Genomic DNA, 24612 nt, shown 5'->3' with positions numbered 1-24612 from the left:
TGCAACCTGCTACCATCGCCCTTCCCAGCGCAGTAACGGATAACCGCCATGCAACTCCCGGACATGAACCTGCTCGTCGCCCTCGATGCCCTGCTCGACGAAGGCAGTGTGGTCGGCGCGGCGCAGCGCATGAACCTGAGCCCGGCGGCGATGAGCCGGACCTTGGGACGGATCCGCGATGCCCTGGGCGACCCGATCCTGGTACGTGCCGGTCGTGGCCTGGTGCCGACCCCACGGGCGCTGGCCCTGCGCGAGCAGGTGCATGGGCTGGTGGAGCAAGCCGGGCAGGTGTTCCGCAGCCGCGACGCGGTCGACCTGGCAAACCTGGACCGGGCCTTCAACATTCGCACCAACGACCTGTTCATCGCCCTGTACGGCGCCCAGTTGCTGCGCATGATGCTGGCCCAGGCGCCGCGCACGGTGTTGCGCTTTGTACCGGAAGGCAGTGGCGACGATGACGCGGTACTGCGCAACGGTCACATCGACCTGATCATCAGCTCGGCCATTGAACTGGGCCCGGAGATGAAAGTGCAGAGTTTGTTCAATACCTATTTCGTCGGCTTGGCGCGCGAGGGACACCCTATTTTCGAGGCGCCGATCACACCGCAGCGCTTTGCCGCGTATCCGCAGATCAGTGTGTCACGGCGCGGTCGGGCCAATGGGCCGATCGACGTGGCGCTGGCCAACCACAAGGTGGAGCGGCGGGTGGCGCTGATCACCACCAGTTTCCACTCGGCGATGTTCTCGCTGCCGGACTCCGACCTGATCCTGCCGATACCCGCCAATATCCTCAACAGCGTGAACCGTCTGAAGCTGCCATTGCGGTCTTTCGAAATACCCGTGCCGCTGGAAAAGGTGAATGTGAAACAGGCGTGGCACCCGCGATTCGACAACGATCCGGCGCATCGGTGGCTGCGCCAGACGCTGAAGGCGTGCGGTAGCATGGACCCATGATCAGGGCCTTTCATGCCCGCTATGATGTCCCGATTGCGTTTGACGCAACATAAACCTACCGAGAATTCAGTTTTCGTCAGCATTCGACGTTCTTAGACTTGCTCCAGTCGTGATTTTGTTGCTGGAGATGTCTGTCCATGAGTTCCCTGTCCGCCCCCTCTGCCGCGATTGGCGCTGCCGCCCCCGCGCCGGCCGCGCCTGCGCAGACGGCGTTCGGCCTGCAGGTCGTGGTTGGGCTGTTCGGTGTACTGCTGGCCGTGCTGTGCGCGGGCCTCAATGAGTCGGTGACGAAGATTTCCCTGGCCGATATTCGCGGCGCCATGGGCATTGGTGCCGACGAAGGCGCCTGGCTGCTGGCGGTGTACAGCGCCGCCTCGGTCTCGGCCATGGCTTTCGCGCCGTGGCTGGCCACTACCTTCTCGCTACGGCGCTTCACCATGAGCGCCATCGGCGTGTTCGCCGTGCTGGGTCTGCTGCAACCGTTCGCCCCCAACCTGCACAGCCTGATGCTGCTGCGCGTGCTGCAAGGTTTTGCCTCTGGCGCCTTGCCGCCGATGCTGATGAGCGTGGCCCTGCGCTTCTTGCCGCCGGGTATCAAGGTGTACGGCCTGGCCTGCTATGCCCTTACCGCCACTTTCGGCCCTAACCTCGGCACGCCACTGGCTGGCCTCTGGACCGAGTACGTCGGTTGGCAGTGGGCGTTCTGGCAGATCATCGTGCCGTCGGCGCTGGCCATGTTCTGCGTGGGCTGGGGCTTGCCGCAGGACCCGCTGCGCCTGGAACGTTTCAAGCAGTTCGATTGGCGCGGCGTGCTGCTCGGCCTGCCCGCCATCAGCTGCATCGTGCTGGGCCTGTCGCTAGGCGACCGCTGGGGCTGGTTCGATTCGCCACTGATCTGCTGGCTGCTGGGTGGCGGCCTGCTGTTGCTGGTGCTGTTCATGTACAACGAGTGGTCCGAGCCGCTGCCGTTTTTCCAGTTACGCATGCTCTCGCGACGCAACCTCAGTTTTGCCCTGGTGACCCTGGCCGGCGTGCTGATCGTGTTGTCTGGTGTAGGTAGCATCCCGTCGGCCTACCTGGCGCAGATCCAGGGCTACCGGCCGGTGCAGACCAGCCCGTTGATGATGCTGGTGGCCATGCCGCAGCTGATCGCCCTGCCGCTGACCGCCGCCCTGTGCAATATCCGCGCGGTGGACTGCCGCTGGGTGCTGGGCATCGGCCTGGCGATGCTGGCGGTGTCCTGTGTCGGCAGCAGCCTGCTGACGTCGCAGTGGATCCGTGGCGACTTCTATCCGTTCTACCTGCTGCAGGTGTTCGGCCAGCCGATGGCGGTACTGCCGCTGCTGATGCTGTCCACCAACGGGATGACCCCGCAGGAAGGCCCGTTCGCCTCCAGCTGGTTCAACACCGTCAAAGGCCTGGCTGCAGTGGTCGCCGGTGGCCTGCTGGACGCCGTTGGTACGCTGCGCCGGCACTTCCATTCCAACCACCTGGTGGACAGCCTGGGCAACGCCCCGCTGGTCGATGACAACAGCGCAGGCCTGGCCAAGCGTATCCACGACCAGGCGCTGGTGCTGACCTCCGCCGACCTCTACCTGGTCATGGCCTGCATTGCAGTGGCCCTGATCTGCCTGATTCCTTTCGTGCCTACCCGGGTCTATCCGCCGCGTGCGGTGGCCTGAACCCTGGATGAATTCGAGAACCGCTGAAATGACCAACAACCGCAAAACCCTGTTCATCGGCGCGGTGCTTGCCGTCGCTGTCCTGGCCGGCATCATCGGCCCCTGGATGTTTGGCAGCGACCACCGCCAGAGCACCAATGACGCCTATGTGATCGCCGACTACACCGTGGTCGCACCGAAGGTTGCCGGGTTCATCAAGGAAGTGCTGGTAGAAGATAACCAGCAAGTCAGGGCTGGCCAGTTGCTGGCGACCATCGATGCCCGTGACTACCAGGCCGCGCTGGATGCCGCGCAGGCGCAGTTGCTGGTGGCCAAGGCGCAAAGCGCCGATGCCCGTGCCACCCTCGAGCGCCAGGCGGCGCTGATCGCCCAGGCCGAGGCGGCGGTGAAAGCGGCGCAGGCCGAAGCGGCGTTCGCCGATCATGAAGTCAACCGCTACAGCCGCCTGGCCGAGCAGGGTGCCGGTACCGTGCAGAACGCCCAGCAGGCGCGCAGCGGCGTCGACCAGGCTCGCGCGCGGCTGGCCAATACCCAGGCGGCATTGGTGGCAGCACGCAAGCAGGTGGACATCCTTACCGCCCAGGTGGCCAGCGCCGATGGCCAGTTGAAGCGGGCTGAAGCGGGCGTTGAAAAGGCCCGGCTCGACCTGTCCTATACCCGCATCAGCGCGCCGGTGGACGGCATGGTCGGCGAGCGCGCCCTGCGTGTCGGTGCGTACGTCAATCCAGGTGCCCGCCTGCTGTCGGTGGTGCCCTTGCAGCAGGCCTATGTGGTCGGCAACTTCCAGGAAACCCAGTTGACCCACGTGCAGCCGGGCCAGCCGGTGAGCATCAGCGTCGACACGTTCTCCGGCGAAAAACTGCAGGGGCATGTAGAAAGCATCGCCCCGGCCACCGGCGTCACCTTCGCCGCCGTCAAGCCGGACAACGCCACCGGCAACTTCACCAAGGTGGTGCAGCGTATCCCGGTGAAGATCGTTTTCGATGACGGCCAGCCGCTGCTCGCGCGCCTGCGTGTGGGCATGTCGGTGGAAGCGACCATCGATACCCGTGGCGACAAGCTGGACGGCAAAGAGGTAAGCGCACGATGAAACCGGCATTACGCTTGAGCCCGTTGTTGCTGGCCGTGCTGATGGCCGGCTGCACCATGGGCCCGGACTTCCTGCGCCCCGACAGCCAGGCGCCGCAACAGTGGGCGCCGTTGCAAGGCGAGGCAGCGGCCAGCCAGCCGCAGGCCGAGCCACTGGAACTGCGCTGGTGGGAAACCTTCCACGACGCTCGCCTGAGTGCACTGATCCAGCGCGTATCCGAGCGCAACCTCGACCTGCAGATGGCCAGTGCCCGCCTGCTGCAAAGCCGTGCCTTACGCAGCACTGTGGCCGCCGATGAAGTGCCGTCGGTAGACGTGAACGCCGGCTACAGCCGCGCCCGCAACAGCGCCGAGGGCCTGAGCGACCCGTCGGGCAAGGCAGGCAAGCAAGCCTTCAACCTTTGGCAGGGTGACCTGGTAGCCGGCTGGGAGCTGGACCTGTGGGGCCGCGTGCGGCGTCAGGTCGAGGCCGCCGATGCCACGGTCGAAGTGGCCGAGAACGATCGGCGCGGGGTGTTGCTGGCGCTGCTGTCGGAAACCGCCGGCAACTACATCCAGTTGCGTGCCGTGCAGCACACCCTTGATGTGACTCGCGACAACCTCAAGGTCGCCCGGCACAGCCTGACGCTGTCGGAAAATCGCCAGGCGGAAGGTGTCGCCACTCGCCTCGACGTGGCCCAGGCCAGTGCCCAGGTGGCCTCGATCGAGTCGCGCCTGCCAAGCCTGGAAGCGCGGCGCGATGACTTGATCAACGCCCTCAGCCTGCTCGCGGCCGAACCGCCGCGCAGTTTGCAGGCCGAGTTGCTGCCGGCTGGCGAGCTGCCTGCGCCGCAGCAGAAGTTCGCCATCGGTTTGCCGTCCGAGCTGGCCGAGCGGCGCCCGGATATCCGCCAGGCCGAGGCGCGCCTGCATGCCGCCACCGCCAGCATTGGCGTGGCCAAGGCCGACTTCTACCCCAGTATCCGCCTGTCGGGCAGTGTCGGTTTCCAGGCCATGCAGTTGTCCGATTTTGCTGGCTGGGACTCGCGCCGTTTCGCCTTCGGGCCGCAGCTTTCGCTGCCGATCTTCGAGGGTGGCCGGCTCAAGGGCACGCTGGAATTGCGGGAAGCCCAGCAGCAGGAGGCGGCGCTGAACTACCGCAAGGTAGTGCTTGGCGCCTGGCATGAAATTGACGATGTGCTACGCCTTTACAACGCCAGCCAGTTGCGTCGGGATCATTTGGCCGAGGCGGTGCGACAGAACCGCATCGCCCTGGAAACCGCCCAGCGCCAGTATGTGGAAGGCGCGGTGGACTTTCTCAATGTGCTGACGGTGCAAGGGGCGTTGCTGGCCAGCGAAGAGCAGTGGATCGACAGCTCGGCGGCGGTGTCGCAGGCGTTGGTGGGGCTGTACAAAGCGTTGGGTGGTGGCTGGCAGGCATTCGACGAGCAGCCGGTGAAGAAAGCGTAAAAGCCGGGGCCGCAAAGCAGCCCTGGCGATTCCCCAGACAATTGAGGAGGCACAGATGCAGATTTCCTTGAACGGCAAGCGCGCCATTGTCAGCGGCTCCACCGCCGGCATTGGCCTGGCCATCGCCATCGGCCTGGCCGAGGCGGGGGCCGAAGTGGTGGTCAACGGCCGCACTCAAGCCCGGGTCGATGAAGCCCTCAACGCCATCCGCGAACGCCTGCCACAGGCGCGCATCATCGGTATCGCCGCCGACCTGAGTACCCGCGACGGTGCGCGAAAACTGTTCGGCCAAGTGCCGCACAGCGACATCCTGATCAACAACCTCGGCATCTTCGAGCCCAAGCCGTTCTTCGAGATCGAGGACGAGGAGTGGCAGCGGTTCTTCGATGTCAACGTGCTCAGCGCGGTGCGCCTGTCTCGCCACTACGCCCAGGGCATGGCCGAGCGCAAGTGGGGTCGGGTGGTGTTCCTGTCCAGTGAGTCGGCGCTGCAGATCCCGACCGAGATGATTCATTACGGCATGAGCAAGACCGCGCTGCTGGCGGTGTCGCGTGGCCTGGCCGAGACCTTGGCCGGTAGCGGGGTGACGGTGAACGCGGTATTGCCTGGGCCTACCCGCTCGGAAGGTGTCGGCGACTTCTTTGCCAAGCTGGCCGGGGAGCAGGGTGTGTCGACTGAGCAACTGGAAGCGAACTTCCTCGCCGAGCACCGGCCGACCTCGCTGCTCAAGCGCCTGGCGACGGTGGAAGAGGTGGCCAATATGGTGGTGTACCTGGCTTCGATGCAGGCCAGTGCTACCACCGGGGCTGCCTTGCGGGTGGATGGTGGAGTGTTACGCTCCATCGCCTGATTCTTTGTTGTCTGTGCCGCCCTCTTCGCGGGTAAACCCGCTCCCACAGGGATGACACAGCTCTGTGGGAGCGGGTTTACCCGCGAAGAGGGCGGCATAGGCAACCACGCCCTCAGAGCGGTCGCAGCAGCCCAAAACGCTTGCGCAAAGCCCAGTCCAGCAACCGCCGTGGCAGCAATCGGGCCATCACCGGCAACGCTGTACTGCCGTTACCCAACCGCACCAGCGCCGGCACCGGCGACTTGCTTACCGCCGTCAACACCCCTCTGGCAAACACCGCCGCCGAAGTCGGCTTGTCCTGCGAAGCCCGCGCCCGTGCCTGCACATGCTCGCGCAACGGCCACCACGGCGACCCTGCCACAAGTACCTGCTCCGCCTGGCGTTGGGCGTTGCTGGCGAACTGCGAGGCGATCGCCCCCGGCTGCACTTCCATCACTTGCACGCCGAAAGGCGCCAGCTCCAGGCGCAAGGCATCGCTGAGCGCATGCACGGCTGCCTTGGAAGCGCAGTAGGCGCCAGCGAAGGGAGTGACCAGCACCCCTGAGACGCTGCCGATGTTCACCACCACCCCGCGTGAGCGGCGCAGTAGCGGGAACAGTGCCCGGGTGACACCGACCACGGCAAACACGTTGGTCTCGAATTGCTGGCGCAGGGCGTCCACGCCGCCGTCGAGCAACGGGCCCATGGCGCCGTAGCCTGCGTTGTTGATCAGGATGTCGAGGGTTTCGAGTTCGTCGGCCAGGCGGGCCAGGGCGTCGCTGTCATTCACGTCCAGCTGCCGGGCGCTGAAGCCGGCGGCGCTCAGTTGCTCGACATCTTCTGGCTTGCGCGCGGTGGCCCAGACATGGTGGCCGGCATCGCGAAAGGCGTCGGCCAGGGCGCGGCCGATGCCGCTGGAACAACCGGTGATGAGGACGGTGGGCATAGGTGGAGGCCTGTTCTCAGGGAGATGATTTTCCTGCATGGGCCCTTTCGCGGGTGAACCCGCTCCACAGGTACCCCACAGTATTCAAGACCTGCGTTGTCCCTGTGGGAGCGGGTTCACCCGCGAAGAGGTCTGCACATGTGATAAGTCAATTGGCAAATGTACCCTGCAGGTGCTCGGCACGAAACTCCAGGGTTTGCGGACGATACCCGGAGCGCAATGGCGGCAATGGCAGGCAGTCCTTCCACTCGGCCCCCGGCTGCAGGTCACCTGGCCCACGGTAACGCGGGGCATTGTAGGTGTTCTCGGCCAGGTTCACGGTGTCGCCCGGGGCATACGCCGCCACGCGCCAGCGCAGCTCTGTGAGCGGCGCCTTGTTGCCGTTCTTCATGTGTACCTGCAGGGCACGGTCCGCCGGGCATTGCTCGGGGGCATAACTCAGGCGCAGGTCCAGGCGGGCCAGTTGCGAGGCTTCGCGGTTGTCCTGCCAGATGACGAACAGGGCCACCAGGCCCAGGCCGCACACGGCAGCCAGGGAAATCGGCAGGGCCTTGGCCGGGTAGCGCAACAGCAGCACCAGCCAGGTGAGTATGAGCAAGGCACCGATGATCATGGGGCTTGCAGACCTTGGTTGCGAGGGGTTCGACTATCGTAGCCTGAAATGGCATGTGCTCAAAAGCGGGAGGCTGCCTTGCAGTTGGCATGCGCTACGCCACGTGCAGCGCATGCGCTCGAAAGTCAGCGCAATCACATTGCGATGCTATCTGTAACTCCCAACACTGTGAGTAGCAGCAGAGCGCAAATTCTCATAAATTTTTTCTCGCCACTGAAAATAAAACATTTTCGGGCGTGGGTCTTCAGGGCACTAAGGCCCAGTTAATGTCATTTGAATTTATCAACAACGTGCGAGTGAACAGAACATGATGAACATTCAGGAAAAACAGGGCGTGGAATTTGAACCGGAAATGATGACCGCACAGTGGAAAGCGCTTAAAGGCAAGAGCACTGCGGCGCTCTCTCCGGCTTACCTCGGTCACAACAGTTACTATACCGAGTCGCCTGAGATTTCGGAGGCTTCTGAGGGCGGTATGATCTTGCGGGCGTATGAAAATCTGAACAACGGGAAACTGGGCGTCTTCTTCCGCGCCGGCATAGATCGCGATGGAGAATTTATTATCTATCGGGCATTTGGTAATTTGGGTGCGGGTTTGTATAACGCGAGAAACCTGGTTGTGGAAAACATGAAATGGCAACCGGGCCAACAACTCAGCTTCAACTATCGTCTGAGCTTTGCAGTCGGGGAGGTAACGTATGAAATGTCACAAGGGCATTACTGCGTAAACTTTTAATTTTTTCTTTCGGGCGTGATGCCCTTGGACAGACCCGCTACGGTAAAGCCCGCAGCGGGTTTGTGCATTTATCGACTGCGCTTTACTGCGCGATGGTCTTCACCGAAACCCCACGCTCGACCGGCGTGGAGGTTCGCCCATACACATCCTCGAAGCGCTCGATATCATCCTCGCCCAGGTAGCTGCCGGACTGCACCTCGATGATCTCCAGCGGGATCTTGCCCGGGTTGCGCAGGCGGTGCACCGAGGCGATCGGAATGTAGGTCGACTGGTTCTCGGTCAGCAGGAACACGTTCTCGTCGCAGGTGACCTCGGCCGTGCCGGACACCACGATCCAGTGCTCGGCACGGTGGTGGTGCATCTGCAGCGACAGGCTGGCGCCCGGTTTGACGGTGATGTGCTTGACCTGGAAGCGGCCGCCCATGTCCACCGAATCGTACGAGCCCCACGGGCGATACACTTCCAGGTGGTTCTGGGTTTCGCTGCGGCCCTGCTCGTCCAGGGTCTTGACCATTTGCTTGACGCCCTGGACCTTGTCCTTGTGGGCAATCATCATGGCGTCCTTGGTCTCCACCACCACGATGTTCTCCAGGCCGATCACCGACACCAGCTTGCCGTTGCCGTGGATCATGCAGTTGTGGCTGTCCTGCACCACCACATCGCCCTTGGTAACGTTGCCATTGTGGTCTTTCTCGTGCACTTCCCACAGCGACGACCAGCAGCCCACGTCGCTCCAGCCAGCCGACATCGGTACTACACAGGCACGCTGGGTTTTTTCCATCACCGCGTAGTCGATGGAATTGTCCGGGCAGCAGGCAAACGTTGCCTCGTCGATGCTCAGCACATCGCCGTCTTCTTCGCTGCGCTCCAGGGCCAGCACGCAGGTGTCGTAAATGTCGCCGTCGTGCTTTTTCAGCTCTTCGAGGAAGCGGCTGGCACGGAACAGGAACATGCCGCTGTTCCAGAAGTAGCCACCGGCCTGGACAAATTCGGCGGCGCGTTTTTCGTCGGGCTTCTCGACGAACTGCGCAACGCGTGCCACGCCTTCGGGCAGCAACGCGTCCTGGCTGGAACGGATGTAGCCGTAGCCGGTTTCCGGCCGGGTTGCCGGCACGCCGAACAGCACCATCTCACCACGCTCGGCGGCCACGGTGGCCAGGGCCAGGGCACGTTGCAGGGCTTTCTGATCATCGATCACATGGTCGGCGGGCAGCACCAGCATCAGCTCGTCGCGGCCTTCATTGACCAGTTTCATGGCAGTCATGGCCACGGCCGGCGCGGTGTTGCGGCCGAACGGTTCCATCAGGATGCCCTGGGTTTCCAGCTTCAGTGCGCTCAGCTGCTCCTGGACGATGAACTTGTGGTCCTTGTTGCAGACCACGATCGGCGCGTCCATGCCTTCGAACACCAGGCGCTCGATGGTTTGCTGGAACAGGGTGTGTTCACCGGTCAGGGCCAGGAACTGCTTGGGGAACTGCTTGCGCGACAGAGGCCACAGACGCGAACCGCTACCACCAGAAAGAATTACCGGGATCATCATGTTTCTCCAATAGTCGTTTAGAGGCAGGGGATCAGTTGCTAGCCACGGGGCGAGTTACCCACACCGGCGACAAGCTGTTGCCGGAACCTGTTACGTACAGCACGGCAGCTTCGCCGCGCTCCAGAGCGACGGGTTTCACGTCACCGACTTTCTTGTCGCCCTGGTACAGCGCCAGGCTGACCTTGACCGGGTTGATCTCGCGCTCGCCACGGCCGTTGGCGGCCACCGGCTTGACCACTTCGGTCTTGCCGTCGGCAGTTTTCAGGGTCAGTTGCTGGTCGCTCAGGTTCTGCACGCGAACCAGGGCTTTCTGCTTGTTCTTGAACGGTGGCTCTTCGATCAACTTCGGGTTGCCGCCGCTGCTGTTGACCAGGGTGTAGTACTTGTCCGCGGCCAGCTTCACCGGCACGCTCTTGCCGCCGACCTGGGCGGTGTAGTCACCGCCCGGCAGGAAGCTGAAGTCGCTGCTGGCCTGGGCGCCAACCTGCTTGATCTGGGTGTTGCCGACGCTGGCAGCAGCCGGTGCGCTGGCGGCGTTGAACAGGCGCACGAAGGTGGAGCCTTTGGGTGCAGTCGGGCCATACAGCGCAGCGTCGGCGCCGGCGAAGGCGTGCATGGACGCAAGGGAAAGGCCGGCCGCAAGGGTGAGGGCTTTGGCAATGGAAGTCTTGGTAGTCATGTGCATTTCCTCTCTATCAATGGTTCGTCCGGGCGGACGACAAGGCCAGGTTTTCTTCGGATTTACGGGCGTTCTTGAGCTGCGCGATCCACTGCGGATCGAAGCTGCTCAGGTCGTTCTTCATAGGCAGGTAACGTTCGGGGAATTCCCACACCACCACTTGTGGCGCGGCGTTCTTGAAGGCGTCGCTTTGCAGGTACTTGAGCATTGGCAGCAGCGGGCCGTGGCCGTCTTCGGCGTAGTTGGCCACGTCGCTGCGCAAGGCCTGTTGCAGCGCACCGAGGAAGTTCCAGTGCGGGTTGGCGCTGTAGCTGGTGCCTACCAGCGCCACCGGAATCTGCGTGTCGGCAAACAGCGCATCGCCGCCTTCGCCCTCGGCCTCGGCAGGCCGGGTGGTGCGTTGCTGCAGGGTGTCCGGCGCCGGCAGCAGGTTGCTGAACAGCGGGTCAAGCGGCAGGAAGTTGGTCAGGTCGCCCTTGTACGGTGCGGTATTGCCGGCTTCGGTGATGAAGGTCTGCGGTTCGCCGTCGAGCAGGCTTTGCCGCGCCACCGCTTCGGCCAGGGCCTGGGCCACGACTTCGGCGCCCATTGGCGTCCAGTGGGTGTCGGTGCGCAGGAATACCTGGCCGCGGGCCTTGGCCTGCTCCAGCGGTGCCATCAGGTCCGGGGCGAACACGTTGGCCTGGCGTGCCTGGGCGTGGAACTGGTTGTACAGGTCGTCATGCAGGCTGGCAGGTGCTTCTTTACCGACATACTCGGAATAGACCCGCGCCTTGGCCGGCACGATCGCCAGCACCAGCTGGCTGCCGTGCTGCTGCAGGGTGTCGCGCACGCCGCGGATCAGTGCCAGGTTTTCCTGCATCAGTTGCTCGGCACCGGCGGTGGGCTTGAACTCTTCGTCGCTGAACAGCCACTGGTCGCGGCCCAGCACCACACCGGGGCGGCCTTCGTTGAACAGCTTGAAGTCCATCGCCGCCCACAGGTTGGTGCCCAGGCGCTTGATCGGGAATTCTTCGTCGTAGTGGGTCTCGGCTGCCTTGGCCAGCTTGCCGTTGAGCAGGGTCATCTGCTCGGTGCGCTGGAAGCTCTGCAGGCCACCGGTGGACCAGGCGCCCATGCCCACCAGCAGGCCGAGGAACGACAGCGAATAGGTGATGCGTAATGTCCGGGTCATGTCATCCACCTCAGAACTGGAAGTACAGGAACGGCGAGTAGCTCTGCGCCGAGAGCTTGAGGATCGAGGCCACGAACAGCAGCAAGACGAGGGCGCGGGTCATTACCCGGGTCCAGTCCAGGCCGAGCGAGCCGTCGCTGTTGATTTGCACCGGGGTGGCCGTTGGCGTCGGCCGGGCGTTGCGGTAGAAGTCGCGCAGGCCGAAGAACGCCAGGGTGAGGTAGGCGATCACCAGGGTGGCCACCTGCAGGCCGGTGAGCTGCGCGCGGTTGAGTTCCGACAGCTGCCAGTCGCCGAAGCTGAACATGGCGCCGTACATGCGGGCGGCCACGTGCAGGTTCTCGGCGCGGAAGATCACCCAGCCGACCACCACCAGCAGGAAGGTGAAGGCCCACTTGACCGGGTTGAAGCGCTGCGGGTTGGTGTCCAGGCCCAGCGCCCGCTCGATCGCCAGCCACATGCCATGCCAGGCGCCCCAGATGATGTAGGTGAAGTTGGCACCGTGCCACAGGCCGCCCAGCAGCATGGTCAGGAACAGGTTGCGGTAGGTGTTGAAGGTGCCTTTGCGGTTACCGCCCAGGGTGATGTACAGGTAGTCGCGCAGCCAGGTCGACAGGCTGATGTGCCAGCGCCGCCAGAACTCGGTGATCGACTGGCTGATGTACGGCTGCTTGAAGTTTTCCATGAAGCGGAAGCCCATCATCAGCCCAAGGCCGATGGCCATGTCGCTGTAGCCGCTGAAGTCGAAGTACAGCTGCGCGGTGTAGGCCAGGGCGCCCAGCCAGGCATCGCCGGTGGTGGGGTTTTGCAGGGCGAAGCAATGGTCGGCGACCACCGCCAGGGTGTCGGCGATGAACACTTTCTTGATGAAGCCCTGCATGAAGCGGGTGCAGCCTTCGGAGAACTTGTCCAGGGTGTGGGTGCGGTTGTTGAACTGGTCCACCAGGTCCTTGAAGCGCAGCACCGGGCCTGCGATCAGGTGCGGGAAGATCGCCACGAACGCCGCGAAGTCGATCAGGTTGCGGGTGGCCGGGGTGTCGCCGCGGTACACATCGATGATGTAGCTGATCGACTCGAAGATGTAGAACGAGATACCGATCGGCAGCAGCACATGGGTGAGGATGAACGGCTCCAGGCCAAACGAGCTGATGATCGCGTTGAGGCTGTCGACGCCGAAGTTGGCGTACTTGAAGTAGCCGAGGATCGCCAGGTCGACACCCACGCCCAGCAGTAGCCAGCGCTGCGCCGGCTTGGTGCGCACCCCAGCGGCACCGACTTTCAGGCCGATCCAGTAGTTCCACAGGGTGACCCCGGCGAACAGGGCCAGGAAGTCCACCCGCCACCAGGCATAGAAGACGTAGCTGGCGATCAGCAGCAGCAGGTTGCGATAGCGTTGCCCGCTCAAGTAGTACAGGCCGAGGAATATCGGCAAGAACAGGAACAGGAACACGTTGGACGAGAAGACCATCCCGGTTCTCCTAATTTGTTCACAGCATCCAGGGCAAAGCGCCCCCCAAACCCCCCAGCGCAAGACCGGAAGGCAACTTAGTACCTCTGTGGGAGCTGGCTTGCCGGCGATGCAAGGCGAAGCCTTGCCCATCGGTAGTCAGGGGCCGTTTCGCGGCCCCTCGCCGGCAAGCCAGCGCCCACAGATTTCACCCCCGCATTGGGGTGTGCTACTTCTTGCTTTCTGCGCTCGGGTCGTAGACCCGGGTCAAATCGCCGCCGAGCCTGAAACTGTTGAACGGCTGCATCTCATGCTTGCGCTCCAGCGTGTCGCCCACGCAGTGGTACAGCGCGCACCACGGCTCGAGCCAGGCGTACTTGCTGTCGACCTTGAGGTCTTTCATGTCCTGTTTCTCACCGGCCCGCGCCTTGAAATGGCTTGGGTCGCGGGCGCCCGCCAGCACGCCTTCGCCCAGGCGCTGCAGGGCGAAGTTGTTTTCGCTGCGCAGGTCCACGCCATTGGCCTGGGCGAAGCTGGCGATCATCGCCAGCGGCGGCAGGGCATAGTTGTGGTAGGCCAGGGCACGCTGCTTGCGCTTGATTTCGTTGGGCAGGAAACCTTGCTCGTCGACCTGGTTGGCACCCACCTTGAATTCCTTCACGGCCCAGTCGAACAGGTCGCGACGGTCGGTGGCCACGGCGGTGGCCATCACCGACCAGGCGGCCCAGTAGCTGTGGTTGTTGATCTTCTGCAGCGGCAGGTCGCTCCAGTCGCGCACGGTCTGTTCGGCCAGGCGGGCGAGCCACTTCTCGATCAGCTCGGCCTCGGCCTGGTGCGCGGCCAGTGGCTGCGAGTTGGAGAACTTCAGGCGCAACCACGAACCGCTCATGCTGCCCAGCGCCCATTTGCGCATGGACTTGCCGGTGTGGTTGTAGTCGGTGGACAGCAGCGCACCGGCGCGTGCCCAGTTGCCCAGCCAGGCCAGGGTGCAATCGAGCTGCGCCGGGCGGCCGTCACGCATGTACTGGCCGACCATCTTGCTGACGCCTTTCTCCAGCGTGGTGATGTCGGCAGTGGAATCGCGAAAGGCCTTCTCCGAGGCGACATTCAGCGTCGCCCGGGCCTTGTCCGAACCCTCGTACTTGCTCCGGAACTGCAGCGCGCCGGTGTACGGCTTTGGTGCGGCTTCGCAGCGGAAGTTGCCGTCGCCGGTCTTGAGCTTTTCAATGCCCTCGTAATACCCCTGCGGGGGCACCAGCGCAGCCTGCGCGGCGCCTGCGCACAGCGCCAGGGCCAGCAGGGCAGGGCGGAAGATTCGCTTGGATACAGTCATGTTCGCCTCACTGGCCGGCCTGCGCGGTTTGCGCAGGCACGGCGAAGTTGTTGCGTTTGCAGAGCTTGGCCTCGACCTTCTGGGTACCGTTTTCCGGCCCTTGTACTTCGAACGCCAGCAGGCTCTGGCTGGCCCAGTCCTCGTCTTCGCGCATCTGGAAGACGAAACGGCCGTCGGTATCGGAGGTCTCGGGTTTTTCCAGCTTGATGTCTTCGTGGCGGCCGTTGAGGTACCACAGGGTGGCCTGCAGCACCTTCACCGACGGATCGTCGAACTTGACGTCCATCTGCAGGTTGCGGTTGATCAGGTCCTTGATCACGCCGCCCTTGCCGTTGACCATCAGCTCGTTCTTGCCCGGCTTGAGGGTGGCGCTGGCGCTCATCAGCGCCGGGCGGTCGTCGCAGCCGTCGTCGAGCAGGCCAAGGATTTGCCGCCAGATGGTTTCCTGGTCCAGGCGGTACAACGGGGAGAATTCCCAGATCAGGATCTTCGGCGGGTTTTTCTGGAACTCCTCGCTGCCCAGGTACTGGATCATCGAGCCTTCCAGGCCACCGCCAGGGAAGGCGACATTGAGCACGTCGGCGCCGATGTATTGTTCGAGGAAACCCGAGAAGTTGTAGTTCTTGCCGCTGTGGCTGGTGCCGACCAGGGTGATCTGCGCGTTGCCGCTGTCACCGAACAGGTCGTCGCCGCCGCCGGTGGAGCCTTTCGGCTCGGTGGCAAACTGGTCCATGTACTGGACGGCGTAGCTGGTGTTGCACAGCTGGCCGGCAACGTTGTGCAGGGTGCCGGTCTTGCCCATGCGCCCGGACTTGGTAGTCTCGAATTCCTTGCGCGGCACGCCTTCGAAGGCCGGCATGTGGTGCACGGTATCGGCCACGATCCTGGCCGCACGCTGGGCACCGTAAGGGGTCCAGTGCTGGTCGCCACGGAAGTAGAAGTCCTTGCCCTGGTCGGCGGCAGCCAGCTGCTCGTTGGTCAGCGGCGACAGATCGGGGACGTTGTAGCCCATGCTGGCGAAGCGTTTGAGCATGGCTTGGTAGTTGCCCAGGGCCTTCTGGTAGTCGAACGCGGCTTTTTCGGCCGGGTTGAGCATGTTGCGGTTCACCAGGCCACGGGTTGGCTGGTACACCACCACCAGTTCCACGCCGCGCTTCTTGAAGGCGTCGTGCACTTGCTGCAGCCGCTTGTAGCCGGCCGGGGTGGTGTTGAACTCGGTGCGCAGGTCTTCGCGGGTACGGAACAGCCAGTCGCCCTTGGCCTGCACCAGCGTGGTGAAGTTCTGTTGGTAGCGGGTGGTATAGCGGCTGGCATCATGCGCTTCAGGGCACAGCTGGCAGCAAGGCTCGGCGCTGAAGGAAGGGGCCTTGACCTCTTCGGCGCGCACGCCCTGGCTGATCGCCAGGAGGGCGGCGGACAGGCCCAGCAGTTTCATCAGGTGTGGAGTCATGGTCTGGGCTTCCTTAATCGATCATTTCGGTCTGGCGTTCGACCGGGTCGATCAGCACAGCCTTCTGCTGGCGAACCAGCAGGTCGAGGATTTCGTCCTGGCGCTCGCCCAGCACGCCGTTGAGGCTGATGCCGCTGGCCTTGCGCGGGGCGAGCATGGCGACCTTGTACAGCTCGACCGACAGCGGCGAGTCGATCGACAGCGGGCCGGAGCCGTTGGCCACCAGCTCGCCACCCACCACGATCAGCGAGACCTTGGTGTCGAACGGGTCGAGGGCGATGTCGCGGTCGGTGTCGGACAGGTCCTTGATGTGGCCATACACGCCCACCAGGCCGTTGGCCATGGCCACGTTCTCGTACAGGCGGATGTTCACGCTGTTACGCACGCGGATGCCGTGGCGACGGTTGTTGATCAGCTTGTTGCCCCAGATCAGGTTGTCGCCGCTTTCGTACAAGGTGATGCCGTCGGTGTGGTTGCGGTAGATCTCGTTGTAGGCGATCAGATTGTTGACGCTGTTACGGTCGATCACCACGCCCGAGAGCTTGTTGTCGTAGCTCTTGTTGTTGATGATCCAGCTGTCGTTCACCTCACGCGAAACGATGATGCCGTGCTTCTTCTTGGTGCCGTACACGGTGTTGCCGGCGATGATCAGGCGGTGCGAGCGGTCGTGCGGGTCGATGCCATAGACGATGTTGTCGCGGTAGGTGCTGTCCTTGACCACGAAATCCTGGGTCTCGTAGCAGTAGAAGCCGTACCACATGTCGCTGAACTCCGAGCCGATGATCCAGCCGGTGGGCTCCGGGCGGCCCATGCGCTTGGCCATGTTCGGCGTGTACTGCGAAATGCTCACGCCATACGACTTGGACTTGGCGTAGCCGAAGCTGGCCATTTTGCTGTTGACGATGTAGGTCTCGGTGCCGCCCCACGACAGCAGGAACGGGCGGAATTCCTTGGGCGAGCGGAAGGTGGCCGGGCCGTTGTCCTTTTCACGCCAGCCGGTCACCTGGGTGTCGCTGACAAACAGCTTGCCGTCGTTGACCAGGAACGAACCGCCTTCCTGCGACAGGCGCAGTTGCTTGACCTTGCCGTCGATCTCGAGAATGCCCTTCTGCCCGACCACGATCGGCAGGCGCGCCAGGTACACGCCAGGCTCGACTTCGCTGAAGTACTGCCTGGGCACCTTCTTGCTCAGTTCGACCAGGTCGACATGGCCGTCATCGACGAAGATCGCCTGCGGGATGCCGTGCTGGCGCTGTACCCATTCGGCCGCCTTGTTGTCGCCGCCGATAAACTCCTTGAGGCTGTCCTCCTGGAACATGCGGCGCAGGCTGACCTTGCCTTTGTGGCTGCGGTCGATTTTCTTCTGTACCGCTTCGGCCGTGAAACCGGTGAGGTCGGGCAGCTTTGGCGGGTCCATCTGCAGCGGCTCGATCGGCGCGCTGGAGATCGTGTAGGTCTTGGCCTGCTGCAGTTCCTTGGCGATCACCTGGGGCTCTGCGGCAGCGACCAGGCCGCTGGCCAGCAGCAAGGCGCTGGCCAACAGGCTGTGGCGTAAGTGCGGGTGAAGGTTCATGGCTGGTCCTCGGCCTCAGAAGCGCCAGATGACGTCGACGAAGGCGCGGTGCATGTACGAGTCCGCTTCCTTGCCATAGGCGTCGCCCGGCTTGAACACGCCGGCACGCAGGCGTACCAGGGCGGACGGTTCGTCGATGGCCTGGCTCATCGAAGCGGGCAGCAGGCCTTGCTTGAAGTACTTGGTCACGACCACGTCCATTTCCTGGCCAAGGTCTTTTTCGCCGTCGACCAGGGGGCGGTTGACGCCGTTGTCGTTGACCACCGCGTTGATGCCGCTGGAGCCGATGTTCTGGTTGCCATCGACACGCCAGAACTTGTGATAGATGAGGCTGGCGTCGTAGTCGTCGCGCAACTGCCAGGAGGCGAACAGGGTGGCGGCCTGCAAGTTGCCCAGCTCGCCGCGGAAGGCTTCACCGAAGCGGTGCACGCGCGAACGGGTGCCGGTGAAGTTGGAGCGGTTGCTCTCAAGGCCGGTCTGCTCGAAATTGTTCGAGCCGTCGTCGCCACCGCCGCCGCTGCCGCGAGCGTACGCCGCACCGACCTGCCACTGCGGGTCCAGGCGCAGGCGGATGCCCAGGTCGGTGGCCCAGGCGTTGACGTCGCCGCTCTGCTTGCCGGTAGCCACTTGGTCGTTGCCGACAGCCTGGCTGCTGAGGGTGTCGCGGTCACCGGTCAGCCAGGTGACGCTGCCCCAGTAGTTGACGGTGTGGTCATTGCGCCAGTTGTAGGCGTCGCTGTTGGCCTCCAGGCCCAGCCAGGTGAGGTCGCCGGTGCGGGTCTTGTCCAGTGCGTCGACGGTTTCGCCGGGGCTGTTAAGGCTGCCGCTGTCATGGCTGTGGTGGGCGCGCACGCCGACCCAGTGACCTGGGGTCCACTGCGTGGCGACGTTGCCGTAGATGTGCGTGCGGTCCTTGTCTTCCGGGGCCAGCTCGGTGAGGTCGGTGCGGTATTCGCTGAAGCGCTGGGCCACGCCCAGGTCGGCCTTGAGCAGGGTGGTGTCGAAGGTCCAGTTCAGCGCCTCGATGTTGGTGTCTCGCCACATGCCGTCGTCGCTGCGCAGGCGTTGGCGGCCCAGGCGCAACTGCTCGCCCGGGTAGGCGGTGAGGCCGCTGTAGCCGACCCAGAACTCGCGCATGGCCAGGTAGCTTTTGTCAGGCTGGCGGCTGTCGTCGCCAGTGTCGGTGCTGGTGCCGTCGTCATTCTGGCGCAGGGTGTCGGTTTCGATGGTGTCGGTGGCTGCGACGGCCTGGCCCATGGCGTAGGCGCTCCAGTTGCCGCGTTCGCCGTAGACCCAGGGGCGCAGGTCCAGGCCCAGGCCGTTGACGTCGCCGCCCGAGCGGGTGCCCAGGTCACGGTCGTCTTCTGACTGGCCGGTGATTTTCACATCCAGGCCAAAGTTTTTTTCAGCGGTCATTTCCGCCAGGGTCGGGCAGGACCACAGCAGGGCGAAGCTCAGGCCGATGCCGGCTTTCACGAAGGGATTGAGCGTCATAGCGAGTCCTCACCGTCTACTTCTTTTTCGTCGTCTTGCAGGGCTTCGATGGCCAGGGTGCTGTTGGCGCCCTGACTCATGCTGCCGCGTGCCTGCTGCTCTTGCGCCAGCAGTTGCCGGGCCTGGTTGCGCTGCTCAGGCGTCAGTTGCTGATCGAGCTGCTGCAGCAGTTCGGCGGACTGCGGCGTCGGGTTGGCCTGGGCCAGCTGCGCAAATACCCACGCGTCACCCGGTTGCGGGCGAATGCCGTGGCCTTCGCTGAATAGCTGGGCCAGGGCGTAGTCGGCGCTGTTCTGCCCGCCACGGGCAGCAGTCAGCAGGTTGTCGACGGCTTTTTGCGGTTCGACATTGCCCAGGTAGCCGCGGCGGTACAGCTGGCCGAGGTAGTAATGGGCACTGATCTCGCCGGCATCGGCAGCTGCCTGCAGGTGCTGTTCGGCTTTGCTGGCGTCAGCCGGCAGGGTCTTGCCTTCGTAGTACAGGCGGCCCAGCAGCAGTTCGGCACGTGGCTGTTCGGCTTCGCGGCCCTTGTCGATGTAGGCCAGCAACTGGTCGGTGTCGCCCAGTTCGGGGAAGTCGTATACCAGCTGCGCCAGGCTGACCCAGGATGCCGGGTTGGCCGGTGCCACCTGCTCGAGCAGGGCCTTGGCGGTGTTCTCGTCGGTCTGGCCGAGGCTGCGGTCGGCCAGCACCCGGGCGACGCTGTCGACCCGGGTGGCCGGCACGGCGCCGCGGGCGTAGGCGGATTTCAGCTGGCCGAGCAGGGCGGCTTGCTGGTCGGCCTGGGCACGCTTCTGGTACACGGTGGCCAGTTCTACGTAACAGATGTCGGTGCTGTTCAGCGCCGCCTTGCAGATGTTCTCGACCTCGCCCAGGTGCTGGTCGTAGGTGCCCTGGGTGCGGTACAGCAGCACCTGGGCCAGGCCCGCTTCCGGGTTGCCGGCGGCGCGCCACTGGTCGATCTGCTGCTGCGCGTTGACCGCGGGGAAGCTCTGTGGGTAGCTGAGGTAGAGCATCGCCAACGGGATCAGGGTGTTGCTTTCGCCTTGGCGGGCCGCTTGCTTGAGCAGGGTTTCGGCTTCTTCGCGTTCGGCCTGGGTGCTGTCGGGCTTGGCCACCAGCAGGCGCCCGAGGCGTGCCTGAGCACGTGGCGACGTGGCGGCAGCGGCGCGGTAGGTGGCCTCGGCTTCCTTGATTTGCGACGGGTCGCGGCTGGCGACCTTGATGTCGGCCAGGCCCACTTGCGCTTCGCTGTAGCCCAGGTCGGCCAGGGCCTTGTAGTTGCGCTCGGCCAGCGCTGTGTCGCCGCGCTTCATGGCTTCGTTGGCCAGGCGCTGGTCGGGCAGACCGGCGCAACCGGCCAAGGCGATGGCTGCAGCCAGGGCACACAGGCCCAGGCTGGCGCTTTTCTTGTAGGGAATCATGTGGTGATCCTCTTACAGCCCACGGGCCATGGCTTTGTCGATCAGCCAGTTGAACGACGGGCCACGGTCGCTGTTGACCGAAGCCGGGCGGCCGGCCAGTTCGGCTGGCATGCCGTCATCGGGCTTGATCTGCACACGGATGTCCGAGGCGAGGTTTTCACTGTCCAGGCTGCTGCTGCTGACGATCTGGCCAGTGCGCACGTCGTCTTCGCCAGCGACCTGGAAGTTGACCCGGGTACCTGGCTTGACCTCGTCGAACTGGCGGTAGCTGAAGCGCGCCTCGACCATCGGCGTGGTGGTACGCGGGATCAGCTGGAAGATCGGCTGGCCCTTGGCGGCGTACTGGCCGTCGTCCACCAGCTGGCGGGCGACCACGCAATCGCAGGGGCTGGTGAGGGTGCCGGACAGCTGTTTGCCGAACAGTTCCTCGATTTTTGCCGGGTCCAGCTGCGCGTCGTCCAGGTTGCCCTTGAGCATGTCCAGCATGCTGGTGGTGAAGCTGGCCAGTGGCGCGCCCTTGGCGACCTGCCCACCGCTTTGCACCAGGCTGTTCACGGTACCGTCGCGCGGCATGGTGATGTTGGTGGTAGGCACCGCGACCACGCCGGCTTCGGCATGGCTGACGAAGTACATGCCGTACAGTGACTTGGCGACGAAGCCGAAGGCGGCGACGCCGACCACGAACACGCCGAGGGTGACGGTAACCGCTTTGAGGCGGCCGAAGGCGCTCAGGCCACTGCCGCCGTCCTTCTGCTTGCGGGCCTTGGTGAAGTTGTCGCGCTGCAGGGTGCTGAGCACGTCGCCGATGCTGATCAGCTCGCCGGACAGGTGGCTGGTGATGATGTGCCGCAGCGTGGCGATGTCGCGCGGTTCGAGGTTCTGGAACTGCGCACCGGTACGGCCGCTGCTCGGGTTGTACGAGCGCACCTGGAACTCGATGTCGATCGACAGGCCCAGGTTGTCGACCACGAACTGCAGGCGCCCGCGCAGCACATCGCCCACCGACAGCGGCTGCTTGGTGTGGAAGCTCAGGCCACCGGCGGACAGGTCATCGACCTTCACTTCGTGGGTCTGGCGCTGGGCATCCAGAAAGCGCAGCTTGGCAGGAATGCGCACCCGGGCGTGTTGGCGCTGGGCTTCGGACTCATGCACGACATTGACGTTCACGGCGGTATTCATGGTGGTTTGTTCCTGTTAGATCCGATCCGGGTTGGGCTCACACGACCATGAACAGCACAGCAACGAAGATGCTGGCGGCCGAGAAGGTCATGGTCCGCGAGGACCAGGTGTTGAACCATTGTTGAAAGCTGGCGAGGTCACGCTTGAGGGCAGTGGGCTGACGCGTCCACGACTGCTTGTCGAGGCGGAAGAACACGTAGATCTTCATCAGCGCGCCGATGATCTGGTTGTAATAGAGAATCAGCGGGTAGGCCGGGCCGACCTTGTGGCCGGAGCACAGCAGCATCACGGTGAGGATCAGCCGGGTGATGCCGATCCACAGCAGGTACACCAGCAGGAAGGCAAGGCCGAACTTGAGGCTGGCGATGACCGCCACGGTCAGGCCCAGCAGGCTGGTCCACATCGACACGCGCTGGTCGAACAGCACGATGCTGGTGAACAGCCCCAGGCGGCGCATGCCCAGGCCAAGGGCACGGGAGTTCTGCCGCAGGTTGTTGCCGTACCAGCGGTACATCAGCTTGCGGCTGGCCTTGAAAAAGCTCTTCTCCGGCGGGTGCTCGACCGTGTTGATGGCGGCGTCCGGCACGTAGAAGGTGTCGTAGCCAAGGCGCATCAGGCTGAACCAGCTGGACTTGTCGTCACCGGTGAGGAACTTGAAGCGGCCCAGGCGCCAGTGCATCAGCGAGTCGCTTTCGACGTCGGCGATGAACTCGGGGTTGGTCACCACGCTGGCGCGGAACATCGACATGCGCCCGGTCATGGTCAGCACGCGCTTGGACAGGGCCATCGAGCACATGTTGATGTGGCGCTGGGCGAAGCGCAGCTTGTGCCATTCGCTCATGATGTAGCCGCCACGCACTTCGCAGAATTCGTTGGTGGTCAGGCCGCCGACATTGGCGAACAGCTTGAACCACGGCACGGTCTTGCGCACCACGCCATCGGCCAGCACGGTGTCACCGTCGATCACCGCCACCACCGCGTTCTCGTCCGGCAGCATGCGCGAGATGGCGCGGAAGCCGTAGGCCAGGCCATCGCGCTTGCCGGTACCGGCGATGCGCACGATGTCCAGCTTTACGTGGGCCGGCGGGTTGTACTTGGCCCACAGGCTTTTCACCAGCAGTTCGTCCGACATCTCCACCAGCGAGCAGACCACGGTGGTGGGGAAACCGCAGTTGATCGCTTCGCGGATCACCGAGCTGTACACCTGGGCGGTGGTCAGCGCTTCGATACGGAAGCTGGTCACCATCAGGTACACATGCGACGGGTTGGTCGCGTCGCCCATTTTCTGTACCTTGCGGCGCAGGTACGGGTACACGCCGTAGAGAAATATCATGCCGCGGATGAAATGGGTGGCGCCCATGGAATAGCGCCAGATGCCGACTGCGCCGACCAGGAAGATGAAGTGCTTCGACTGCGAGTCGAAGATATCGGCTGGCAGGGCCAGGGCGATCAGCATGAGCAGGCTCATGTAGAGCAGCCAACCGGCGCACTGCAACAGCACTGTCTGGAGCCTTTGCATGTTCAGCATCCGTGGAGAATTCGGGAAAGGGTGGGCGGCACAACGGCTCTGTACAGAACCCTTGTGCCGCCTGGCCGGGCACTTACCAGCAGATGCCTTCGGTGCGGCTGGTGGTGCTGGTCGGGTTGTTCATGAACCCGACCAGGTCGATCACCTGCTTGCCGGCCGGCGCTTGCTGGGCCAGCGCACGGAACTGCTCGTCACGGTTGCCGAGGACGATGATGTCGGCGTTGTCGATGACCTTCTGGAAATCGGCGTTGAGCAGCGACGACACGTGCGGGATCTTCGATTCGATGTAGTCCTTGTTGGCGCCGTGGACACGGGCGTACTCGACGTTCTCGTCGTAGATGTCCAGCTGGTAGCCCTTGCCGATCAGGCGCTCGGCCAGTTCCACCAGCGGGCTTTCGCGCAGGTCGTCGGTGCCGGCCTTGAAGCTCAGGCCGAGCAGGGCGACCTTGCGCTTGTCGTGGCTTTCGATCAGCTCGAAGGCGTTCTGCACCTGCGATTCGTTGCTGCGCATCAGCGAGTCGAGCAGCGGTGCGCGGACATCGAGGCTGGCGGCGCGGTAGGTGAGGGCGCGCACGTCCTTGGGCAGGCACGAGCCGCCGAAGGCGAAGCCTGGGCGCATGTAGTACTGGGACAGGTTCAGGACCTTGTCCTGGCAGACCACTTCCATCACCTCGCGGCCATCGACGCCTACCGCCTTGGCGATGTTGCCGATTTCGTTGGCAAAGGTGACCTTGGTGGCGTGCCAGACGTTGCAGGTGTACTTGATCATCTCGGCCACTTCGATCGGCTTGCGGATGACCGGGGCGTCGAGCTCTTCGTACAGTGCCTGGAGGATGTCGCCGCTGGCACTGTCCAGTTCGCCGATGACGGTCATTGGCGGCTGGTCGTAGTCCTTGATCGCGGTGCTCTCACGCAGGAACTCGGGGTTGACCGCGACACCGAAGTCGACCCCGGCCTTCTTGCCCGAGCAGTCTTCGAGAATCGGGATGACCACGTTCTTGACGGTGCCTGGCAGCACGGTGCTGCGCACCACGATGGTGTGACGGCGGGTGGTGTCACGCAGTACGTAACCGATTTCGCGGCACACCGACTCGATGTATTCCAGGCCCAGGTCGCCGTTCTTCTTGCTGGGCGTACCCACGCAGATCATCGACACGTCGCTGGCACGGATGGCTTCGGCGAAGTCGGTGGTGCCGCGCAGGCGGCCATTGGCGATGCCCTGTTGCAGCAGTGCTTCCAGGCCAGGTTCGACGATGGGCGACTTGCCCTGGTTGATCAGGTCGATCTTGGTGCTGGACACGTCCACACCGATCACTTCATGGCCACGCGCCGTCAGGCAGCCTGCACAGACTGCACCCACATAACCCAAACCAAAGATGCTGATACGCATCGCTATCACCTCATGTGTTTATCACGCCGGCCACTGCGGAAAGTGCCGTGCTGGATGGATTAACAACAGTTTCAAGGCGCACGGGTCCATGGCGAATGCACAC

The 24612-nt window shown here is 63.8% G+C and carries 20 protein-coding genes; 6 read left to right on the top strand and 14 right to left on the bottom strand.

The window, feature by feature from the left end:
* Nucleotides 1-48: 48 nt before the first annotated feature.
* The 5 genes from AC5O5R_RS22960 to AC5O5R_RS22940 all read left to right on the top strand — a co-directional run bounded on the left by AC5O5R_RS22960 (nt 49) and on the right by AC5O5R_RS22940 (nt 6024).
* Nucleotides 49-954 (top strand): LysR family transcriptional regulator, encoded by a 906-nt coding sequence (locus AC5O5R_RS22960; RefSeq protein ID WP_172220776.1) that lies wholly within the window; start codon nt 49-51, stop codon nt 952-954.
* Between the two features lie 137 nt (nt 955-1091).
* Nucleotides 1092-2636, top strand: a complete 1545-nt coding sequence (locus tag AC5O5R_RS22955) for an MFS transporter (RefSeq protein ID WP_172220773.1) — start codon at nt 1092-1094, stop codon at nt 2634-2636.
* Between the two features lie 28 nt (nt 2637-2664).
* Nucleotides 2665-3726 (top strand): HlyD family secretion protein, encoded by a 1062-nt coding sequence (locus AC5O5R_RS22950; protein ID WP_172220770.1) that lies wholly within the window; start codon nt 2665-2667, stop codon nt 3724-3726.
* Nucleotides 3723-5174 (top strand): efflux transporter outer membrane subunit, encoded by a 1452-nt coding sequence (locus AC5O5R_RS22945; protein ID WP_172220767.1) that lies wholly within the window; start codon nt 3723-3725, stop codon nt 5172-5174. Before AC5O5R_RS22950 ends, AC5O5R_RS22945 begins: the two co-directional genes overlap by 4 nt.
* A gap of 55 nt (nt 5175-5229) precedes the next feature.
* A complete protein-coding gene (locus tag AC5O5R_RS22940) occupies nt 5230-6024 on the top strand; it encodes an SDR family NAD(P)-dependent oxidoreductase (protein WP_172220764.1) in 795 nt (264 codons plus the stop codon).
* 112 nt (nt 6025-6136) lie between these two features.
* Here AC5O5R_RS22940 and AC5O5R_RS22935 read toward each other — a convergent pair whose 3' ends face one another.
* Complete coding sequence (locus AC5O5R_RS22935) at nt 6137-6949, bottom strand: SDR family oxidoreductase (RefSeq protein ID WP_172220761.1); 813 nt, start codon at nt 6947-6949, stop codon at nt 6137-6139.
* A 148-nt stretch (nt 6950-7097) separates the two neighbouring features.
* A complete protein-coding gene (locus AC5O5R_RS22930) occupies nt 7098-7562 on the bottom strand; it encodes a multidrug transporter (RefSeq protein ID WP_172220758.1) in 465 nt (154 codons plus the stop codon).
* 307 nt (nt 7563-7869) lie between these two features.
* Between AC5O5R_RS22930 and AC5O5R_RS22925 the strand changes: the two genes are divergently transcribed.
* Nucleotides 7870-8298, top strand: coding sequence for a hypothetical protein (locus AC5O5R_RS22925; RefSeq protein ID WP_172220755.1), 429 nt, complete (start codon nt 7870-7872; stop codon nt 8296-8298).
* Between the two features lie 82 nt (nt 8299-8380).
* On the opposite strand, the gene AC5O5R_RS22920 is transcribed toward AC5O5R_RS22925, so the two are convergent.
* The 12 genes from AC5O5R_RS22920 to AC5O5R_RS22865 all read right to left on the bottom strand — a co-directional run bounded on the left by AC5O5R_RS22920 (nt 8381) and on the right by AC5O5R_RS22865 (nt 24509).
* Nucleotides 8381-9835, bottom strand: coding sequence for a mannose-1-phosphate guanylyltransferase/mannose-6-phosphate isomerase (locus AC5O5R_RS22920; protein ID WP_172220833.1), 1455 nt, complete (start codon nt 9833-9835; stop codon nt 8381-8383).
* Between the two features lie 34 nt (nt 9836-9869).
* On the bottom strand, nt 9870-10517 hold the full coding sequence (locus tag AC5O5R_RS22915; protein WP_172220752.1) for an alginate O-acetyltransferase AlgF: 648 nt from the start codon (nt 10515-10517) through the stop codon (nt 9870-9872).
* A gap of 16 nt (nt 10518-10533) precedes the next feature.
* Complete coding sequence (locus AC5O5R_RS22910) at nt 10534-11691, bottom strand: alginate O-acetyltransferase (RefSeq protein ID WP_172220749.1); 1158 nt, start codon at nt 11689-11691, stop codon at nt 10534-10536.
* Between the two features lie 10 nt (nt 11692-11701).
* A complete protein-coding gene (locus AC5O5R_RS22905) occupies nt 11702-13159 on the bottom strand; it encodes an MBOAT family O-acyltransferase (protein WP_172285686.1) in 1458 nt (485 codons plus the stop codon).
* Nucleotides 13160-13367: 208 nt separating this feature from the next.
* Nucleotides 13368-14471 carry a mannuronate-specific alginate lyase gene (locus AC5O5R_RS22900; protein WP_172230690.1) on the bottom strand — a complete coding sequence of 368 codons (1104 nt, stop codon included), beginning with the start codon at nt 14469-14471 and terminating at the stop codon, nt 13368-13370.
* A gap of 7 nt (nt 14472-14478) precedes the next feature.
* Nucleotides 14479-15921 (bottom strand): alginate O-acetyltransferase, encoded by a 1443-nt coding sequence (locus tag AC5O5R_RS22895; protein ID WP_172230687.1) that lies wholly within the window; start codon nt 15919-15921, stop codon nt 14479-14481.
* Nucleotides 15922-15934: 13 nt separating this feature from the next.
* Nucleotides 15935-17494: a mannuronan 5-epimerase AlgG gene (gene algG / locus AC5O5R_RS22890; protein ID WP_172230684.1), complete on the bottom strand. Its 1560-nt coding sequence runs from the start codon at nt 17492-17494 to the stop codon at nt 15935-15937.
* 15 nt (nt 17495-17509) lie between these two features.
* A complete protein-coding gene (locus tag AC5O5R_RS22885; protein WP_494514755.1) occupies nt 17510-18988 on the bottom strand; it encodes an alginate export family protein in 1479 nt (492 codons plus the stop codon).
* The gene (algK, locus tag AC5O5R_RS22880; protein WP_172227169.1) at nt 18985-20412 is read right to left on the bottom strand and encodes an alginate biosynthesis TPR repeat lipoprotein AlgK; all 1428 of its coding nucleotides are present in this window, start codon (nt 20410-20412) and stop codon (nt 18985-18987) included. The genes AC5O5R_RS22885 and algK overlap by 4 nt, the downstream gene beginning before the upstream one ends.
* A gap of 12 nt (nt 20413-20424) precedes the next feature.
* Entirely contained in the window at nt 20425-21591 is a 1167-nt protein-coding gene (locus AC5O5R_RS22875) for a PilZ domain-containing protein (protein WP_172227166.1), read from the bottom strand.
* Nucleotides 21592-21628: 37 nt separating this feature from the next.
* Nucleotides 21629-23110: a glycosyltransferase family 2 protein gene (locus AC5O5R_RS22870; RefSeq protein ID WP_172227164.1), complete on the bottom strand. Its 1482-nt coding sequence runs from the start codon at nt 23108-23110 to the stop codon at nt 21629-21631.
* Between the two features lie 82 nt (nt 23111-23192).
* Nucleotides 23193-24509 (bottom strand): nucleotide sugar dehydrogenase, encoded by a 1317-nt coding sequence (locus AC5O5R_RS22865; RefSeq protein WP_172227162.1) that lies wholly within the window; start codon nt 24507-24509, stop codon nt 23193-23195.
* Nucleotides 24510-24612 lie beyond the last annotated feature (103 nt).

This window comes from Pseudomonas sp. 8_5_2, assembly GCF_059295255.1.
This window is presented reverse-complemented; position numbering and strand designations above follow the sequence as displayed.

Coding starts and splice junctions, on each gene's coding strand:
- AC5O5R_RS22895 (WP_172230687.1), bottom strand. CDS start 15,921: ATGACTCCACACCTGATGAAACTGCTGGGCCTGTCCGCCGCCCTCCTG.
- AC5O5R_RS22865 (WP_172227162.1), bottom strand. CDS start 24,509: ATGCGTATCAGCATCTTTGGTTTGGGTTATGTGGGTGCAGTCTGTGCA.
- AC5O5R_RS22940 (WP_172220764.1), top strand. CDS start 5,230: ATGCAGATTTCCTTGAACGGCAAGCGCGCCATTGTCAGCGGCTCCACC.
- AC5O5R_RS22935 (WP_172220761.1), bottom strand. CDS start 6,949: ATGCCCACCGTCCTCATCACCGGTTGTTCCAGCGGCATCGGCCGCGCC.
- AC5O5R_RS22920 (WP_172220833.1), bottom strand. CDS start 9,835: ATGATCCCGGTAATTCTTTCTGGTGGTAGCGGTTCGCGTCTGTGGCCT.
- algK (WP_172227169.1), bottom strand. CDS start 20,412: ATGATTCCCTACAAGAAAAGCGCCAGCCTGGGCCTGTGTGCCCTGGCT.
- AC5O5R_RS22910 (WP_172220749.1), bottom strand. CDS start 11,691: ATGACCCGGACATTACGCATCACCTATTCGCTGTCGTTCCTCGGCCTG.
- AC5O5R_RS22930 (WP_172220758.1), bottom strand. CDS start 7,562: ATGATCATCGGTGCCTTGCTCATACTCACCTGGCTGGTGCTGCTGTTG.
- AC5O5R_RS22870 (WP_172227164.1), bottom strand. CDS start 23,110: ATGCAAAGGCTCCAGACAGTGCTGTTGCAGTGCGCCGGTTGGCTGCTC.
- AC5O5R_RS22955 (WP_172220773.1), top strand. CDS start 1,092: ATGAGTTCCCTGTCCGCCCCCTCTGCCGCGATTGGCGCTGCCGCCCCC.
- AC5O5R_RS22925 (WP_172220755.1), top strand. CDS start 7,870: ATGATGAACATTCAGGAAAAACAGGGCGTGGAATTTGAACCGGAAATG.
- AC5O5R_RS22905 (WP_172285686.1), bottom strand. CDS start 13,159: ATGGTCTTCTCGTCCAACGTGTTCCTGTTCCTGTTCTTGCCGATATTC.
- AC5O5R_RS22915 (WP_172220752.1), bottom strand. CDS start 10,517: ATGACTACCAAGACTTCCATTGCCAAAGCCCTCACCCTTGCGGCCGGC.
- AC5O5R_RS22945 (WP_172220767.1), top strand. CDS start 3,723: ATGAAACCGGCATTACGCTTGAGCCCGTTGTTGCTGGCCGTGCTGATG.
- AC5O5R_RS22950 (WP_172220770.1), top strand. CDS start 2,665: ATGACCAACAACCGCAAAACCCTGTTCATCGGCGCGGTGCTTGCCGTC.
- AC5O5R_RS22900 (WP_172230690.1), bottom strand. CDS start 14,471: ATGACTGTATCCAAGCGAATCTTCCGCCCTGCCCTGCTGGCCCTGGCG.
- AC5O5R_RS22885 (WP_494514755.1), bottom strand. CDS start 18,988: ATGACGCTCAATCCCTTCGTGAAAGCCGGCATCGGCCTGAGCTTCGCC.
- AC5O5R_RS22960 (WP_172220776.1), top strand. CDS start 49: ATGCAACTCCCGGACATGAACCTGCTCGTCGCCCTCGATGCCCTGCTC.
- AC5O5R_RS22875 (WP_172227166.1), bottom strand. CDS start 21,591: ATGAATACCGCCGTGAACGTCAATGTCGTGCATGAGTCCGAAGCCCAG.
- algG (WP_172230684.1), bottom strand. CDS start 17,494: ATGAACCTTCACCCGCACTTACGCCACAGCCTGTTGGCCAGCGCCTTG.